Below are 16,986 nucleotides of genomic sequence, written 5' to 3' on the forward strand. Positions count from 1 at the left end.
GACCCGCTCATATCGTCGTTGGCTGGAAATGACAAACCCACTTCAGCAGCGACAAAGTTGCATCTCACTGTTAGTAATTCAGTCAGCCTTATAGCTGAATTGTGTGACAAATAGGTTTGCGACTTGTTAGGATTGAATTGGAACTCTATCTCGTGATCGGCACTTAAGAGATCGAAATATTCGACGGCTGCTGCCGCTAGAGATTTACGCGATCTCAGCAAATCTTCAGTAGGAGTTGCCGCACGCTGGCACCACTTGTTCAGGTTGAGCAGTACGATCTCACTCTTAGACTTTTGAGGATTAGTTATCAATGGGGATCATTCTAAGCGGCGAGTTAAAACCGGATGAAGAAGAGAAGTGGCAAGAACGTCGTGCCAAACAACGATCCCAGGCAAATCCTGAAGCGATCCTCAGTCGCAACGCTGAGGAAGGCGGTCTAGATTTCAATCAAGTTTTTAATGCCATCCAAAGACGGCTTGGTATCGTCATCCTCATTAATATCCTCGCGATGGGTGCAACGGCTGCCTGGAACAAGACTCGACCGCCTCAATATGAAGGCAACTTCAGAATCTTGATCGAGCCAGTCACGGCAGAAGCACAAGTAGTTTCGGCAGTCACTGGCAATCAAAAAGGTGGGGAGGAGCAAGATGTGGGGAGCGCGCAATCATCAAAAGTGACCCTGGATTATCCCACCCAAATTCAGTTACTACTAAGCGAGAAGATCTTAGCTCCTGTCGTTGACAAGCTCAAACCATCCAATCCAAGTATTTCTTATGAAACACTCCGAACATCGCTAAAAATTAGTCGGTTTAAAGTCACAGAAGACACCAAAATATTGGAAATTAAGTATGGCGGTAATTCACCGAGTGAAGCCAAACAGTTGTTAAACCTCGTTTCGGGTGCGTACATTCAATATAGTCTCAGCGAGCGCAAAAGTAATGTGAGTCGGGCGATTAAATTTGTCGATACCCAACTGCCCAAAATCCAAGCTCAAGTCCAAACTTTAGAGAAACAATTACAGACTTTCCGCGAGCAAAATCGGTTAACCGATCCCAAGATCCTCGAATCTCAGCTCAGTACTCAACTAAATAATACCAAGCAAGAACAACAAACAACTCAATTAGAGCTAAACAAAGCCCAGCAACTCTATCTCTCGACCCAACAGCAACTGCAACTTCAGCCAAAAAGTGCCGAAGCAGCTTCTGTGTTGAGCGATGCACCGGGATACCAACAATTGCTCAAACAACTTGGAGACATTGATGTGGAGTTGGAGAATCTATCGGCAGATCTGACCGAGGAGCACCCCAAAATAATTTCATTGCGGGAAAAAAAACGTAAGTTGATCCCGTTATTGAATGAAAAAGCCAAGACCATTTTGGGTAGCGACCTCGCTCAACGCGTTCCGGATGCCCAATCTCTACCCTATCAAAACTCCCTGCGCCAAGATCTGAGCAAACAGTATCTCGCTGCTGCCACTCAAGTTAAAGTTTTGGAAGACAAGCTCAATGGACTCAACGCAGCAGCTAAATCCTTATCTAGTCAAACTGAGAAACTCCCCACGATCTCTCGTCAATATGAAAATCTCGATCGACAATTAAAAACTGCCACAGAACAAGTCAACAAGTTTTTGCAAAAACGGGAAGATTTAAAGATTAGTGCTGCTCGTCAAGAGGTACCGTGGGAGCTGATTGCGGCACCAACGGTTAGACCGCTCGAATCTTCGAGCCTAGCCAAAGATCTGGCTTTAGGGTCGATTCTCGGCTTACTATTAGGGACGGGAGTAGCTTTAGTAGTCGATAAGATGAACGATGTTATTTATTCACTCAAAGACTTACGCGACGAACTAAATATTCCGATTTTGGGCGTAATTCCGCACCGAGAAGACGAACAAAAATCTTTGACGGGGAAGATGGCTACAGATCGCAATCTGCCACCTGTGACTGAGGTGCTCGGTCAATATCGATTTTCACCCTTTTTGGAAGCTTTCCGCGCCCTAAATTCGCAAATTCGGCTGTTGCGTCCAGACGCACCGATTAGATCGCTCGTTGTCAGTTCGTCATTGCCTGATGAGGGCAAAACGACGATTGCCATTCAATTGGCACAAGCTGCATCTGCCATGGGTCAGCGGGTATTGTTGGTAAATACCGATCTGCGCAAGCCCAGTTTGCAAAGTCTAGTGGATCAACCTAGTGGTGCTGCGATTCCTGGTTTAACCGATATTATTGCTGGCACCACAGAGCTGATGGAAACAGTTCATCTGTTGCCCGGCGAGGAAAATTTATATATTCTGCTAGCTGGTTCGGTTTCTTTAGATCCCACCAGCATTTTGAGTTCAAAAAAAATGCAGAATCTGATGGACAAATGTCAACGTAATTTCGATTTAGTTATTTATGATACCGTCCCCCTAAGTTTTGCAGATTCATTATTATTAATCCCGCACACAGACGGATTACTTCTGGTCAACAGACTCGGCAAAGTCCATCGGGAAGTTTTGCGCAATTCCCTCCGCACGTTGACAGTATCGAAAGTTGCCGTGTTAGGACTAGTCGTAAATCTGGCAACCACTCGCAACTCCTCGGCATTAGCGTTGCAACAGCAAAACAACTCCGCCACTTAACTGTAAGGATGGTTTGGCGATCGTGGGGACAATAGATCGCTTGTGGTTGGACGCAAACCAATACAATAGAGTAAAGACATCTAGCACATACACCGCCCGCCATTGAGGGCATATATCAGTAATTATTTCCTTGCTGCCAACTGCTGCCTACATTCACATCCCCTTCTGTCGGCGGCGGTGCTACTACTGCGACTTTCCCGTCTTTGTCGTCGGAGATCGCCATACAGGCGCGAGTTCTGGTAATATCCAACTCTATCTCGATCGCTTAACGGCAGAAATCGCCACTCAAATAAATTATCAACAACCCCTCACCACCATCTTCTTTGGCGGCGGCACTCCTTCCTTGCTCACAGTCGCCCAATTGGGGCAGATCTTAGACTTATTAGCTACCAAATTTGGGATTGCCAATGATGCTGAGATTTCGATGGAAATCGATCCCGGCACCTTCGATCTGACCCAGCTTCAGGGCTATCTCCAGGCGGGGATAAATCGAATCAGCATCGGCGTGCAAGCCTTTCAAGACCAGTTATTGCAATTATGTGGTCGATCGCATACAGTCAGCGATATTTACCAGGCTGTAGAGCTGTTGCATCGAGGCGGAATCAGCAACTGGAGTCTCGATCTGATTTCTGGCTTACCCCAACAAACGATCGTCCAGTGGGCCACTTCCCTAGAGTCCGCGATCGAGCTAAATCCCACCCATATCTCCTGTTACGATCTGATCGTCGAAGCGCAAACCCCCTTCGCCAAGCAATATCAACCGGGCGATAAACCTCTCCCCAGCGACGAAACCACCGCTCAGATGTATCGTACCGCGCAGCAAATTTTAAGTGGCGCGGGTTACACACATTATGAGATTTCTAACTACGCCAAACCTGGCTCTCAGTGCCGCCATAACCTCACCTATTGGCAAAATCAATCCTACTACGCCTTCGGCATGGGTGCGGCCAGCAATCTCGAAGATCATCGCTTCACCCGTCCCCGCAAGACTCAGGAATACTATCAATGGGTCGCTGACGGCTGTAATTGGCGAGTCGATCTGACCCCCACAGCAGATCGGTTTTTAGAAACGTTGATGCTAGGATTGCGATTGGCGCGTGGGGTCAGCCTCCAAGCGATCGAATCCGAATTTGGGATCGATCGTGTCAACAGTTTATTAAAATGCTTGCAACGAGATCGAGATCGCGGCTGGGTGGAAATTGTCGTTAGTGCCAATGACGATCGCTATGTCCGCTTATCAGATCCCGAAGGATTACTATTTTCTAATGTGGTATTGACCGAAATATTTAGTTTGGAGCTTTAACTGTTTGCCATCGCTTTAAAATCGATCGATTACAAAAATCCGCCCATGACAATCCGCCATTCGTGTAATTGACAGGTGACACAATGATTCTTGACGAGCGGATCGGCGGCGACAATTAGTTCGGCTTCAGCGAGAGACTCAGCTTGAAATAGCATCATCCCACCCCCACGTTCGCCCCAGTATCCAGTGGTGGCTTGATGTCCGCGATCGATCAAATCCTGCACGTAAGCTTTGTGCGCGGGGATATAGCGATCGAATTCTTGTTTGGGAACTATTCCCGTTTCAATTTTGACAAACCAAAGCATGAAGATTAAAGGACTGGGGAACTGGGTGACTTGGGGAACTGGGTGACTTGGGGACTGGATGACTGGGGGATTCGCTCGTTGTTAGTTTTCAACTCTCAACTCCCTGTCTTGTCTTGACGCGCGACTAACTCTGCGCAATCGTCGATAGTGGCAAAAAGATCGTCAACACTTCCCCCTGTTGGACATGTTGGCGCACGATCAGTTTACCACCGAGGAGGTGAAACAGATTCTTGGTCACATTCAGATTGAGGCTGAGATTGCCGGTTTCTGGTTGAAAAGTGAGTAATTGACCGATCGAGTGTCGTTGTTGGGCGGGGGTGTGAGGCTGTTCATCGTCATCCGATTGAGATTGGAGTTGCAATTTCAATTTGTCTCCCACCGGCGTAACTTCGACTTGAATCCGGCTGCCAGAAGGCAGATTGCGGGTAAAGTTTTCGACTAACCCCGTCAATACTCGATCGAGAATTGTCGGATTGCTGACGACAGCGGGGAGCTTATGGGGAATGGCAACAGCGAGATTCAGATTGCGGCGTTCGGCTTGTTGTTGCCAATGAGGCAGACTTTGTTCGAGTAACTCGCCAATCGACATCGTGGTTAAATCTACAGCTTGGGATGGCTGGGCAGTGGCCAGTTCTACCGCACTAAAAATCAGTTCCATCCGATCAATCTGCTCGGTACACTCGCGATCGATCGCACTCAACCGCTTGAGCACGCGTGGGGACAAGTCCGGCTGGCGCAAGAGTAACCGCGTCATCGTCCGAATTGTCGTCAGCGGCGTGCGAATCTCGTGAGTGAGTGCTTGGATCAGTTCGACATCGGCAGCTACTTTCGTCGGTACCTCGACTGGTTGCTGAGTCGGGGCTAGCTGGGCGACTGGCTGATGTGCTAATAAGGATTGACTAAATGCCATCACCCAACGATAATCCGGCTCGATCGGGCTAAATTGGGCAGCTAGCTCATCTAAATATGCTAAGTGTTCGGGTGCGGTCAGCATGATTCTGCCGCGTAAAGATTTCCACGCGAGATCCAAGTCATCAGGATCGAATGAAAATTGACAGCGCGGTTCGCCATTTTCTTCACCCAAAACGACTACCAAGCTGAACTGTTGCGTCAATACCAGACAGAAGCGTTCGTCTGCGAGTGGATCTGTCAGCAATAATTCGATCGGAAAGTGATGTGTCAGATCGAGATTGCGCGATCGCCCTGGCGACTGACATGGTAATAATTGGCGATTGACATGAGGAGTCGTAAACGTAATCGTGTGCAACTGGGACACGATCGCGGGATGGCTGAATAAGGGCAATGGTGCGGTAATTAATAACCCTTCGATGACTGTCTCTTCACTCAGCTCACTGGCTCCAATCGGACTGGGTAAGGATGTTAATAATAAAGTTTCGACAGACGCGATCGCACTATGCCACTGACTTTCGGCTTTGAGTTCTTGCTGCCGGACGTCGGTAGTGGGCTGTGAATCGGGCGGATTGAATTCGGGTACGAGCAGATCGATGCCCGTCGGTTCTGCTTTTGCTAATACTTCGCTTAATGTTGGGAGCAACCACTTTCTGACCACGATATACCCGATTGCTAAGACTCACCCCCCAAGAGTAACGGATCGAGGATAAGCGATCGCAGGGGTAAACCGAACTTGAGTTAGGCGAATATCCGGCGGATCGAGATTTTTCAGTTCGGCTACGTTCACTGAGCGGGGAGCGGGGAGCGGGGAAACTAGGAGATAAAAGGACGCCAGCGTCCAAACTCTCTCTCTATTCACTATTCACTATTCACTATTCACTATTCACTATCCACTATCCACTATCCTCTATCCTCTACGCATAACCATTTGCGGCGAGAAAGTCTGGGGTGATGATTTCGCGTTTGCTGGTAGCGCGATCAGTCGATACCATTAGTTTTTCGACATATTTGCCCAAAATATCTGCTTCCAGATTCACCCATTCATCTGGCTGAAGTTGGGAGAGATTGGTGTACTCGTAAGTATGGGGAATGACCGCTACCGTAAACCAATTGCCGCCCGGATCGCAATCGGCAATCGTCAAGCTCACGCCATTGACAGCGATGCTGCCTTTGGAGACTAAATACCGACTTAGATAATCCGCCCATTGCTCGGTGAGGGATTGGGGGGCGGCGAAGCGCATTTCCCAGGAAGTGGCAGTAGCTTTGCTAGAGACTAGTCTGCCGATGCCGTCGATATGTCCCGTGACAAAATGACCGCCAATTTTCCCACCTACCCGCAATGATGTTTCCAAATTTGCATGAGTAGAAGTGCGATCTCTTTGGCCGATCGTTGTACGATTTATAGTCTCAGGTGAAACCGTGACAATAAACCCTTGTGGTAAAATTTCTTCGACGGTTAAACATGCCCCATCAACAGCTACACTATCACCAATAGTTAGATCGGTCAGAATAACTTGGGCATCACTACCACTGCACAAAACTTCCAACCGATCGTCAGTCAAAAGGCGTAAATTTCCCAGCGATTGAACTAGTCCTGTAAACATCTATTTTCAGTCAAAGTACTATTCGCGATCGAGTGTTTCGTAAGCCATCCTTGATATATGTCGGCACTAATCTTCAAGACACCAGCTTGTTAGACTAATTACGGCAGTCTCTATTTTAAACTTTAATGTTCGCAATCACCTAAATTCAGTAATTAGAGGAAAAAGCCCCCGATCCAGAACCAAGTATCAAATCTGACCGCAGCCGCTGTAGTCTGACGAATTTTAGACTTTAAGGTTCGCAACTATCTAAATCGCTAAATTAACTAGAGGAAACCACCCCGATCGACATGCAGCAATAAAGATTACATTAATAGCTAAATCTGACAAATTTTAAACTTTAACGTCCGTAACCACCTAAATCACCGTAACTAATAGTAAGGAACCCACCATGATTGAAATGAAAGTAGCCGGGATTGCATTGGACGCTGTATCGCGGAGTCCGATCGTCTTACTCAAAGATGCTTCGGATCGTCGTGCTTTACCGATTTATATCAGTCAAGAACAGGCCAAAGCGATCGTCAATGCGTTGGAAAAGCAAACGCCCCCAAGACCTTTTACGCATGACTTGATTGTCAATATCTTTGATAGTTGCGATCTCAAAGTCGATCGGATTACGATTAATTCGCTCCAAGACAACACTTTTTATGCGTCGATCTCGATTAATAACAACGGTCAAATTCGCGAAATCGATGCGCGCCCTAGCGATGCCATTGCGATCGCCATTCGCACCAAAGCACCGATTTGGGTGATCGAAGAAGTGATTGCCGATGCGTCGATTCCAGTCGATCGCGATGCGGACGAGCAAGAGCGGCAAGCCTTCCGCAGCTTTGTTTCCAACCTCCGTCCTGACGATCTGATTCGGAAAGGTGGCTATGCTTCTTAGGGTTTAGGCTTGAGGTGTTAGGTATTAGGTAGGACTTAAGTTGTGTGGAGTGCGACGGGATCGAGATCTCACGCACTCCACACTGTTATCTATACCAGTGCGGGCACGGGCATACTCAGATGTGGATATAAGGGGAAGCGATCGCACAAAGTCGCAATCCGCTCGATACAATCGCTGGCGACTCGATCATCTTCAGGATTCAATAAGCGATCGGCAATAATATTTGCAATTTCGACAAACTCCGTCGTCCCCATCCCACGAGTCGTCATCGCTGGCGAACCCAGGCGCAAACCGCTAGTGACGAATGGCGATTCTGGATCGAATGGTACGGTATTTTTATTCGCGGTGATATTGACATCACTAACGAGTAAATCTGCCTGTTTGCCAGTCATGCCGATCGATCGGAGATCGACCAACATCAAGTGGTTGTCAGTCCCACCAGAAACGATTTTGAAGCCCCGTTGTTGGAGTTGACCCGCAAGTGCCTGGGCATTGGCAATCACGTTGCCGCAATAAGTCTTAAAGGCGGGCTGGAGAGCTTCACCAAAGGCGACAGCTTTACCCGCAATCACATGTTCGAGGGGGCCGCCTTGACTGCCAGGGAATACAGACTTGTCGAGTTTTTTACCCAGTTCGGCATCGCGAGTCATAATCAAACCACCACGTGGCCCTCTGAGGGTTTTGTGAGTTGTCGTCGTGACGACATCACAATAGGGGAGCGGGTTGGGATGATGGCCAGTGGCAACTAGTCCAGCAATGTGCGCGATATCGGCCATGAGGAAGGCACCCACTTCATCGGCAATCTCACGGAATTTGGCAAAGTCGATAATCCGAGGATAGGCCGAATAACCACAAATCAACAATTTGGGACGATGTTGTTTGGCCAAATCCCGAATCAGATCGTAGTCTAGTTGCTCGGTTTCAGGACTGACACCATAGTGATTGACATCGAACCATTTGCCCGAAAAATTCACTGGCGAACCGTGGGTGAGATGTCCGCCATGGGACAAATCCATGCCCATGATTTTGTCCCCAGGATTGAGGAGCGTCAGGAAAACAGCAAAATTGGCCTGCGCGCCAGAGTGCGGCTGGACATTCGCCGCTGCCGCCCCAAACAATTGCTTGACGCGATCGATCGCAATTTGCTCGATCTCATCGACAAATTCACAGCCCCCATAGTAACGTTTGGTGGGTAAGCCTTCCGCATATTTATTGGTCAGTACCGAACCCTGTGCGGCGAGTACCGCAGCAGAGGTGAAATTCTCACTGGCAATCAATTCGAGATGACTCCGTTGACGACCTAGCTCCGAACCAATTAACCGCGCGATCGCCGGATCTGTCTCTACGAGAAATTCTAAGTTAGTTTTTACCATGGTCTAGTCTTTATCAGGAAGTAAGTTGAGAATGACGCGATCGATTGAGTTTCTGGGTAGATGGTTATATATCATAACCAATCGATCTGGCTTCGCTCAAGCCATGGATCGATCGCTGCCCGATCTTTAACTCTGGCTCAATTGTCCCAAACTGTCTCACTCGGTACAAAAATCTAGTGGGATGCTATCCGAAAATACGTAACTAAGATTCGGTGCTGGAGCTGCCAACCGCTAGTGATAAATATTAGTGACAATTTGAGTAGTATTGATAGAATTGACTATATAAACTATTATCCCTACCAATTTCCAATTTTAATCGCGCTATCTGAGTGCGGTGCGATCGCCCAGTCGGGATCTCAGCCGCTACTGTGTCAATCCGTCAAAATCGAACAATCCCGACTCAAAAATGAGGATGGTGTATGTTAGTAGTCATCTTAAACGATCGAATTATTCCCCCACAACAAGTCTGTCAAGCCTGTCTGCTCGCCGATCGCGATGGCCGACCTCGCTGGCGACAAGGTAAACTCGGTTGCGGTCGTCTCGTCTACAACTTCGATTGCTGTACCGAAGTCCAATCCAATGCTTATGAGTGTCAGATGGGGTTTAAGTTGGTGGATATTGAGTGAATAGTGGATAGTGAATGGTGGATAGTGGCAATGTTTTTAGCCTAGATTCATACCGCAGGGAAATCTATCCACTAACCACTAACCACTATCCACTAATTAAACTGCTGACTCAAAGCCACCGGATTATGAACGGTGATTTTTTTCTTCTGGATCGAGATGACCTGATTTTCTTCATCGCGCAAATCGCCGAGTAAGCGAGTGACTGTCACGCGGGTCGAGCCGATCGCTTCGGCAATTGCTTGGTGGGATAATTTAAGATCGATCGTGATGCCATTGCCGTTGGGAATCCCAAAATCCCGACACAAGATCAGCAAAAAACTCGCAAGTCGCGATCCCATATCACGATGTGCCAAAGTTTCGATCATCATCTCAGTTTGCAGAATCCGTGAAGATAAGCCTCTAAGCATGATCCAAGATAGTTCGGGATTATCTTTGAGGGCTTTTTCAAATTGCTCGATCGAGACTGACAATAATTCTACGGGTGTAAAGGCGACAGCATGATAAAAGCGATCAGACTTATTGCCCGTAATCAAAGATAGCACCCCAAATACGCTATTTTCGCGCAGTAAGGCCACTGTAATCTCTTCGCCAGCTTCGTAGACGCGAGACAACTTTACCGCCCCTTTGGTGAGGAAATACACCCGCTCGGCCGGATCGCCAGGGAAAAAAATCGTTTTATTGCGATCGAATGTCTCTAATACCGGCGGAAACTCGCCTCCAGCCATCTGCTGAAAGACACTAGCGATCGGTTTATCTTGCGTCATGACCATCTTAAATCTGCTCTGGCTGGGAATAGTTGGAATCACACTTTCGGAATCGAGCTGGGTCTAAACTTCTAGTCCCTAGTTAAAGGTATTACACAATACTTAATCTGACTTGCCAATAGTTTTTTGTATCGCAGCATACTAAGTATGATAGGAGATCGCTAGCTGTCAGATCGATCGCCGACAACCTAGCATCAAACCGCTCGATCCTGGCAAGTCTATTCTCTCTTACAATGCCGTGAGTCGATGGTGACATTTAGCGGCGTACCAACTTAACCTGATATCATAAGCCGTGCGAGTTAAGATGGAACGAAATTATCGTGTTAAATTTAAGCGGAAAAAACGCCCTAGTAACTGGAATTGCTAATAATCGATCGATCGCCTGGGGCATCGCGCAACAACTCCATGCGGCGGGCGCGAATATCGGGATCACCTATCTCCCCGACGAAAAGGGGAAGATGGAGCGGAAAGTTGAGGAGTTAGTCGCTCCCTTGAACCCGAGCATTTATCTGCCGCTCAACGTTCAAGATGACGCTCAAATCGATCGGACATTTGCTGAAGTTGGTGAAAAATGGGGACGCGTCGATATTCTGATTCACTGTTTGGCGTTTGCGAATAAAGAAGATCTCTCTGGCGATTTTAGCAAAACTTCAAGAGCGGGTTTCGCACAGGCGATGGATATTAGTACTTATTCGCTCAATCGGCTGGCTGGTGCTGCCAAACCGCTGATGACAGCGGGGGGAAGTATTATCACGCTCACTTATCTCGGTGGGGTCAAAGTAATTCCCAATTACAATGTGATGGGGATTGCCAAAGCTGGCTTGGAAATGAGCGTCCGTTATTTAGCATCCGAATTTGGCACTCAAAATGTCCGTGTCAATGGCATCTCCGCCGGGCCGATTCGGACTTTGGCTTCTTCAGCAGTGGGGGGAATTTTGGATATGATTCACCACGTCGAAGAAATCGCACCATTGCGCCGCACGGTAACTCAGACTGAAGTTGGTAATGCGGCAGCTTTTTTGGCTAGCGATCTAGCTAGTGGCATTACCGGACAGATTCTCTATGTCGATGCTGGATATGAGACGGTTGGGATGTAAGGGTTTAGGTTTTAGGCTTTAGGCTATAGGGGAAAGTGAATAGTGAATGGTGAAATAGAGTTGATATTTCAGAACTACATTTCAACTATCCACTATCCACTATCCACTAAACTCACTGCTGCACTTGTAACTTACTAACTTTTAACTTAAATTCCCCGCTACTAGTTTCGCCAAAACCTTGGATGCGGATGACATAGGTGCCCGCGTCTTTAATTTTGGTAAATAGGAGCGAATTACTAGTGCCATCGGGGCCATCATCATTTTTGCCGATCGTTTTGCCCTCAGCATTGAGTAGGATGACAGTAGTATCGAAGGATTCCGAATTCAGCTCGATCGCAATTCGATCTCCAGCCATGAGTTGAATAGAATAATCTCGCGCAAAGCCACCATCGCCAGTAGGAATATCGCGATCGGATAGTGTTTCTTTGACTTCGACATTTGGTAATAGTTTGACGGGCGTGTAGACGAATTTGCTAACTCGCGAGGTCGGATTATTCTCGATTTTGGTGCGGGGAGCTGCATTCGTACTACTGATCGATAGATTTTGTAAGATCGCGAATGCGGAGAGGAAGACGAGGTAGCGACCGCAATTGTGATTTAAAATTGACATGGTTAAAACAGATCGGATCGATCGGTATGTAATTGCTACGGGGAGATTGGCTTCAATCCGATCGCTACCGATTGGATTGTTGGGGCTGGTAAAAGAAGCTATGAATCAGCAAGCAAACGATGCCTAAATTGATCGATACATCAGCCCAATTGAAGATCGCAAAATTAATAAATCGGAGATCGATAAAATCGACGACTGAGCCATTGAAAAATAAGCGATCGATCCCGTTCCCCGCAGCACCAGCTAGGATCAGACCGAATCCGAGCTGCTCCCAAATATTACTAAAAACCTTGAAAATCCCCACACCAATCAAGATCACGCTCACGATCAATGATAACCAGCGTAACCACAGCTGTCCCTCCAACAGACTAAATGCCGCGCCGTGGTTGCGGATATAAGTAAAATGCAAGATATTGGGCACGATCGGGAAGGATGTGCGTTCGATGCGGAGATTTTCGACGATCGCGCGTTTACTGATAATATCGATGCAAATGTTACTAACAGCAGCCACCCAAAAATAATAATTTCTAATTTTCATGCGATCGAATTACTAGTAAAACATCAGTCTGCGTAAAATAAAAGCAATCAGGGTCGCGGAACATCCTAGCACTAGTTGACTGATAAACGGCTCGATCGAATAAGTGCCGATCGCCTCGACTAGCTTAAATTCGCCCGAACTTTGCCAATTAACCAACTGAAATAAAACTAAATAGAGAATCCCGACCGCATGAATTGTCAACAGTCCCAACAGACAACTCAAGCCAAGCTGTTCTACTGGGGGTGTCGATCGCACTTCACTTTTAGCAAATCGGCGTCGAAAAGCCAACTGTCCGCACACCCAAGCCCCAGGAATAAATCCGAGTAAATAACCAAAAGCTGGTTTTTGCAGATAGCCAAGGCCACCACCATCATTAAACACTTGTAAGCCGATCGCGCCTAGCAACACATAAGTAGCTTGAGAGAGTGCGCCCGCAGTTCTACCACCCAAACAACCGATCGATAATACCGCGCCAACTTGACACTTAAATCCTAAAGGGTAGGCAGAGACCCCGCCAACATTGAGCCATTGCCAGGGAGAACTGGTCACATAAACGGGAATGAAGCTAGCACCGATCGTCAGCAATAAGCCCACGATCGTCCACATGAAAATATAGGGACGAGGGATACTCATATCAGTGGCAAGGAAGGGGGAAATAGGGTTGGAATAGCTGGTGACGGCAATCGATCGACAATGTTGAGTGAGTAGCAATCCGATTGACTAAGTTAATCGTTGTCGATCGATCGCCAATAGTCAAGTTTACCGCTGGCATTAATGCCTCAAGTCGATCGCTCGCGCCCGCTCCTCCATTTGCGATCGGATTCGCGTTAGGATGGAGAGTAATTTTGGAGTTTTAGATTTTTAAGTTATAAATTATGTTTAAGCGTCTGTGGTCGCAGTTATTTGCGTTAGTACTAGTTGTGATCGTTGGTTTGGCTGGGTGTGCGGCTAGCCCGGGTGGATTAGTTGGCAATTATCGTCAGGACACCATGACCGTCCTCAATAGTATGAAAGCAGTACTAGAGTTACCAGATGACTCCCCTGACAAAGCTACCGCTCAGTCGTTGGCAAAGTTGAATATCAATGACTTTGCCTCGCGTTATCGTCAAGATCCAGCCCTCACTAAGCTGAGTTCCTTTACCAGTATGCGGACGGCACTCAACTCGCTCGCAGCCCACTATGCCGCTTATCCCAATCGTCCGTTACCAGAGAAGCTCAAAACCAGTCTAGAGCAAAAATTCAAGCAAATCGAATTGGCTCTGCAACGGGGTGCCTAATCGCTTGGTAGGTAGGCTAGCAATTACAACTACTAGCTAAAATTATTTAGAATCGATCGTTATTTTGCGGCTGAAGCGGAACTTTATCCACAATTGATCGGTCAGAATCAACATAAGTTGAAAGGAGAAGTCAATGTAAATTGGCTTCTCCTTTTAACTTTAAGATGCTGAACTACGATCGAGAGCCATCGCAAGCGATACTATCTATGAACTGTAAGCTACACAAGAATCTACCGATCTCACTGGTGGGATGGTATCCCCACAAGTGGCATCAAAAATTATTAGTAGGGGTACTAACGACAACTAGCTTCACGGCACCAGGCTATGCGGTACCACCAAGTCCCGTCCAGAAAGCACCTACACCGACTGCGCCCAGTAACGATTATTGTCAGATTCCCGCAGCCGAAGTCAATACCAAAAACGTCTTGCGCCAAGCTGCCCAAAAAGGCGATCGTACTAGTCAAACTAAGTACGCAGAAATCGTCAAAAAGCACGCTAACGATGTCACCCAGTGCCGCCAGAAGAGCTGGTTGAAAAATCAGGCCATTTGGGTACGGCTCTATCCTTGCGATACGAATCCTGGTGCCTTGGAAGAAATCTTGGATCGGATGGTCAATAAAGGCTATAACCAAGTCTATGTCGCTACATTCTACGGCAAAGCCTTATTACCTCGATCGAGCAATCGCACGGCTTGGAACTCAGTCTTGACCAGTAGGGGCACCGATAAAACCGATCTCCTTGCCGACTCGATCCAAAAAGGGCGCGAACGCGGCATGAAAGTCTATGCCTGGATGTACAGCCTCAACTTTGGTCCTGAATACGCCGTCACGCCTGAAGGACAGTCCACAATTGCGATTAATGGGCGTGGGGAAACTACATTATTTGCAGGTGAAGAAGGCTTCCAAAAAGCCACTGATGGCAACACTAGTTCGGTCTTATTTGTCGATCCTTACAGCAACAAAGCCAAAACTGACTACGAGCAAATCGTTCGCGAAGTCGTCAATAGGAAACCTGATGGGCTGCTATTCGATTATATTCGCTTCCCACGCGGGCAGGGCGGACAATCGATCGCCAGCCAAGTCAAAGACTTATGGATTTATGGCGATGAGTCGCGCAAAACCCTTGCTGCCTTAGCGCAAAATCAAAAAGGTACCGACCTGATCGATCGCTTTTTGACCAAGGGCGGCATCACGATTAATGACCTCAAGGAGGTGGACAAACTCTATCCCAATGAAGTTTCGCCCTTATGGCAGGGGCGCACCCCCCTAGACGCCGAAGGAACGATGTCCTATGAGGAAAAATTCCCCTGGATCGAATGGGATTTGTGGCAACTAACCCTCGCTCATGCCAGTCAAGGCGTGGTCAATTTCTTGAAAACAGCGGCGGCTCCCGTCGAACAACAACGAATTAGGTCTGGCGCAGTGTTTTTTCCTGAAGCCAATCAACCCGTCGGGCGCAGAGGCTACGATTCGCGCTTGCAACCTTGGGATCGATTCACGACCAATGAATGGCACCCGATGGCTTATGCCACTTGCAATCGCAGTAATTGTATCGTCGATCAAATTCGCCGCGTCCTCAGTTTCGCGCCAGCAAATACGGACGTGGTACCAGCACTCGCGGGGAATTGGGGACGGGCAACCGAGGGTCGTCCGTCGCTAGAAGTCCAAATGGATGGCATTCACCGCAATCTTCCCCAGATTCGCTCCATCAGTCACTTCGCTTTTTCCTGGCAAGAGCCGGAGTTGGATTACTATCGGAGTTCTTGTCAGTTGAAATAGGTTTCCGGAGCCAATTGATGCTGAAACTATAGCAAGCGGCAAATATTTGATCGTCAGGGCGTTTAGATTGACACCCTGATTTTTTGAGGTTAAATTGTTTATAACAAACGTTCGATATAAAATAGAATGCCGAAGATAGTCGATCGAGAGCAATACCGAAAACAACTACTAACAGAGAGTTTTGAGCTATTTGCCGAGATCGGTTATGGGAAAATTACCATGCGCCAACTCGCCCAAAAGCTGAGGATATCAACAGGAACGCTGTACCACTATTTTCCGAGTAAAGAAGCGATATTTTTGCAACTAGTGGAGGAACTAGCCCAGCGAGACATCAGCAATTTTCTGATTCAAGCTGAATCGGTACCACCGGATATTCGATCGCGAGTCGGTGCAATTCTAGAGTTCACGCAGGAAAATCGAGACTACTTTGCCAAGCAATTGACGATCTGGATGGATTATTACCAACAGCAAGCGGGAGAAGAAGATGTTTCCAAAGAGAGTTTAAGTCGAAATTCTATTACTATTTTCGAGCAATTGGATCGAGAAACGATCGCAGCAATTAATAATTATTTACAGGTCGATAATTACACGATCTGCGAATTTATTTCGACATTTATTAATGGGCTGCTACTTTGTCAGCTTTATCAACCAAATTTCAAGAGTTGGGATGCTCAAGCAGAAATGTTAGTAGAGGCGGTCGTGTTGATGAGTAATAAGTAATGGCAGCGTAAAAGTTCTAAAAGGGCAAATTGTTGAAGCCCAGGCAAATCTCACCCGCATTGCCGAAGTTCGACCGATCGATATCCCAGCAGCCCAATCTGAAGTACAAAGTGCGATCGCCACTCAAAACCGCGCTCAAATTGAATTAGAGCGGGCATACATTCGCACTCCCACGGCGGGAAAAATTCTCAAAATCAATACTCGGATGGGCGAAAAAGTCACCGATAAAGGCATCGTCGATCTCGCTCCAACAGCAGCAATCTCTAAATAATTTTTAGTAATTAAGCATAAGATATTACGAACAGAACTTATGAAAAAATTTGCGACTTTAATAATTCTCTGCTTAATGCTTTCATCGTTGGCGTGCCTACCGGAGGTAATCTCGTTCGGACAAGTTCCGCCCGCGCTATCCGCACCGATTACCGACAGTAGGCTATCATCCGCCAATGACATCGCAAACGAGCCGTTGACCACCGTTCCTGCGGCTGCCAATGTCCACGAGTTAACGGCGGTGGATGTCGAGGCTTTTCTCGACGGCATCGTGCCGCTCCAACTCGATCGTGAAGATATCGCTGGCGC

Annotated in this window: 16 protein-coding genes and 1 pseudogene; 9 read left to right on the forward strand and 8 right to left on the reverse strand. The window is 47.4% G+C overall.

Going from position 1 to position 16,986, the window contains the following annotated elements; translation table 11 throughout:
• The first annotated feature begins 310 nt into the window (after nucleotides 1-310).
• Both RMO27_RS13895 and hemW read left to right on the forward strand, forming a co-directional pair.
• Nucleotides 311-2,617, forward strand: a complete 2,307-nt coding sequence (locus RMO27_RS13895; protein WP_309733472.1) for a polysaccharide biosynthesis tyrosine autokinase — start codon at nucleotides 311-313, stop codon at nucleotides 2,615-2,617.
• A 121-nt stretch (nucleotides 2,618-2,738) separates the two neighbouring features.
• Nucleotides 2,739-3,920 carry a radical SAM family heme chaperone HemW gene (gene hemW / locus RMO27_RS13900; protein ID WP_396133714.1) on the forward strand — a complete coding sequence of 394 codons (1,182 nt, stop codon included), beginning with the start codon at nucleotides 2,739-2,741 and terminating at the stop codon, nucleotides 3,918-3,920.
• Between the two features lie 29 nt (nucleotides 3,921-3,949).
• On the opposite strand, the gene RMO27_RS13905 is transcribed toward hemW, so the two are convergent.
• From RMO27_RS13905 to ribE, 3 genes are all read right to left on the reverse strand, one after another.
• The gene (locus RMO27_RS13905; RefSeq protein ID WP_309733474.1) at nucleotides 3,950-4,225 is read right to left on the reverse strand and encodes a YciI family protein; all 276 of its coding nucleotides are present in this window, start codon (nucleotides 4,223-4,225) and stop codon (nucleotides 3,950-3,952) included.
• 124 nt (nucleotides 4,226-4,349) lie between these two features.
• Nucleotides 4,350-5,795, reverse strand: coding sequence for a HAMP domain-containing sensor histidine kinase (locus tag RMO27_RS13910; protein WP_309733476.1), 1,446 nt, complete (start codon nucleotides 5,793-5,795; stop codon nucleotides 4,350-4,352).
• Between the two features lie 256 nt (nucleotides 5,796-6,051).
• A complete protein-coding gene (ribE, locus tag RMO27_RS13915) occupies nucleotides 6,052-6,741 on the reverse strand; it encodes a riboflavin synthase (RefSeq protein ID WP_309733478.1) in 690 nt (229 codons plus the stop codon).
• Between the two features lie 388 nt (nucleotides 6,742-7,129).
• Between ribE and RMO27_RS13920 the strand changes: the two genes are divergently transcribed.
• On the forward strand, nucleotides 7,130-7,624 hold the full coding sequence (locus tag RMO27_RS13920) for a bifunctional nuclease family protein (RefSeq protein ID WP_309733480.1): 495 nt from the start codon (nucleotides 7,130-7,132) through the stop codon (nucleotides 7,622-7,624).
• Between the two features lie 89 nt (nucleotides 7,625-7,713).
• On the opposite strand, the gene glyA is transcribed toward RMO27_RS13920, so the two are convergent.
• Nucleotides 7,714-8,997, reverse strand: coding sequence for a serine hydroxymethyltransferase (gene glyA, locus RMO27_RS13925; RefSeq protein WP_309733482.1), 1,284 nt, complete (start codon nucleotides 8,995-8,997; stop codon nucleotides 7,714-7,716).
• A gap of 419 nt (nucleotides 8,998-9,416) precedes the next feature.
• Here glyA and RMO27_RS13930 point away from each other — a divergent pair, with 419 nt between their 5' ends.
• Nucleotides 9,417-9,623: a hypothetical protein gene (locus RMO27_RS13930; RefSeq protein WP_309733485.1), complete on the forward strand. Its 207-nt coding sequence runs from the start codon at nucleotides 9,417-9,419 to the stop codon at nucleotides 9,621-9,623.
• Between the two features lie 92 nt (nucleotides 9,624-9,715).
• Here the strand turns inward: RMO27_RS13930 and ntcA are convergent, their stop codons facing one another.
• A complete protein-coding gene (ntcA, locus tag RMO27_RS13935) occupies nucleotides 9,716-10,393 on the reverse strand; it encodes a global nitrogen regulator NtcA (RefSeq protein WP_309733505.1) in 678 nt (225 codons plus the stop codon).
• A gap of 314 nt (nucleotides 10,394-10,707) precedes the next feature.
• Between ntcA and fabI the strand changes: the two genes are divergently transcribed.
• Nucleotides 10,708-11,484, forward strand: a complete 777-nt coding sequence (gene fabI / locus RMO27_RS13940; protein WP_309733486.1) for an enoyl-ACP reductase FabI — start codon at nucleotides 10,708-10,710, stop codon at nucleotides 11,482-11,484.
• A 112-nt stretch (nucleotides 11,485-11,596) separates the two neighbouring features.
• On the opposite strand, the gene RMO27_RS13945 is transcribed toward fabI, so the two are convergent.
• From RMO27_RS13945 to RMO27_RS13955, 3 genes are all read right to left on the reverse strand, one after another.
• Nucleotides 11,597-12,094 carry a PPC domain-containing protein gene (locus tag RMO27_RS13945; RefSeq protein ID WP_309733488.1) on the reverse strand — a complete coding sequence of 166 codons (498 nt, stop codon included), beginning with the start codon at nucleotides 12,092-12,094 and terminating at the stop codon, nucleotides 11,597-11,599.
• Nucleotides 12,095-12,158: 64 nt separating this feature from the next.
• A complete protein-coding gene (gene lspA / locus RMO27_RS13950; protein ID WP_309733491.1) occupies nucleotides 12,159-12,632 on the reverse strand; it encodes a signal peptidase II in 474 nt (157 codons plus the stop codon).
• A 12-nt stretch (nucleotides 12,633-12,644) separates the two neighbouring features.
• Nucleotides 12,645-13,265, reverse strand: coding sequence for a biotin transporter BioY (locus RMO27_RS13955; protein WP_309733493.1), 621 nt, complete (start codon nucleotides 13,263-13,265; stop codon nucleotides 12,645-12,647).
• A 242-nt stretch (nucleotides 13,266-13,507) separates the two neighbouring features.
• Here RMO27_RS13955 and psb27 point away from each other — a divergent pair, with 242 nt between their 5' ends.
• From psb27 to RMO27_RS13975, 4 genes and pseudogenes are all read left to right on the forward strand, one after another.
• Nucleotides 13,508-13,909 (forward strand): photosystem II protein Psb27, encoded by a 402-nt coding sequence (psb27, locus tag RMO27_RS13960; protein ID WP_309733496.1) that lies wholly within the window; start codon nucleotides 13,508-13,510, stop codon nucleotides 13,907-13,909.
• Nucleotides 13,910-14,115: 206 nt separating this feature from the next.
• Nucleotides 14,116-15,687, forward strand: a complete 1,572-nt coding sequence (locus RMO27_RS13965) for a family 10 glycosylhydrolase (protein ID WP_309733498.1) — start codon at nucleotides 14,116-14,118, stop codon at nucleotides 15,685-15,687.
• A 126-nt stretch (nucleotides 15,688-15,813) separates the two neighbouring features.
• A complete protein-coding gene (locus RMO27_RS13970; protein ID WP_309733500.1) occupies nucleotides 15,814-16,407 on the forward strand; it encodes a TetR/AcrR family transcriptional regulator in 594 nt (197 codons plus the stop codon).
• A 310-nt stretch (nucleotides 16,408-16,717) separates the two neighbouring features.
• Nucleotides 16,718-16,986 (forward strand): annotated as a pseudogene (locus tag RMO27_RS13975) (hypothetical protein); the annotation flags it as partial.

Source organism: Chamaesiphon sp. OTE_75_metabat_556 (genome assembly GCF_031378165.1).
In the GTDB taxonomy this organism is placed as follows: domain Bacteria; phylum Cyanobacteriota; class Cyanobacteriia; order Cyanobacteriales; family Chamaesiphonaceae; genus Chamaesiphon.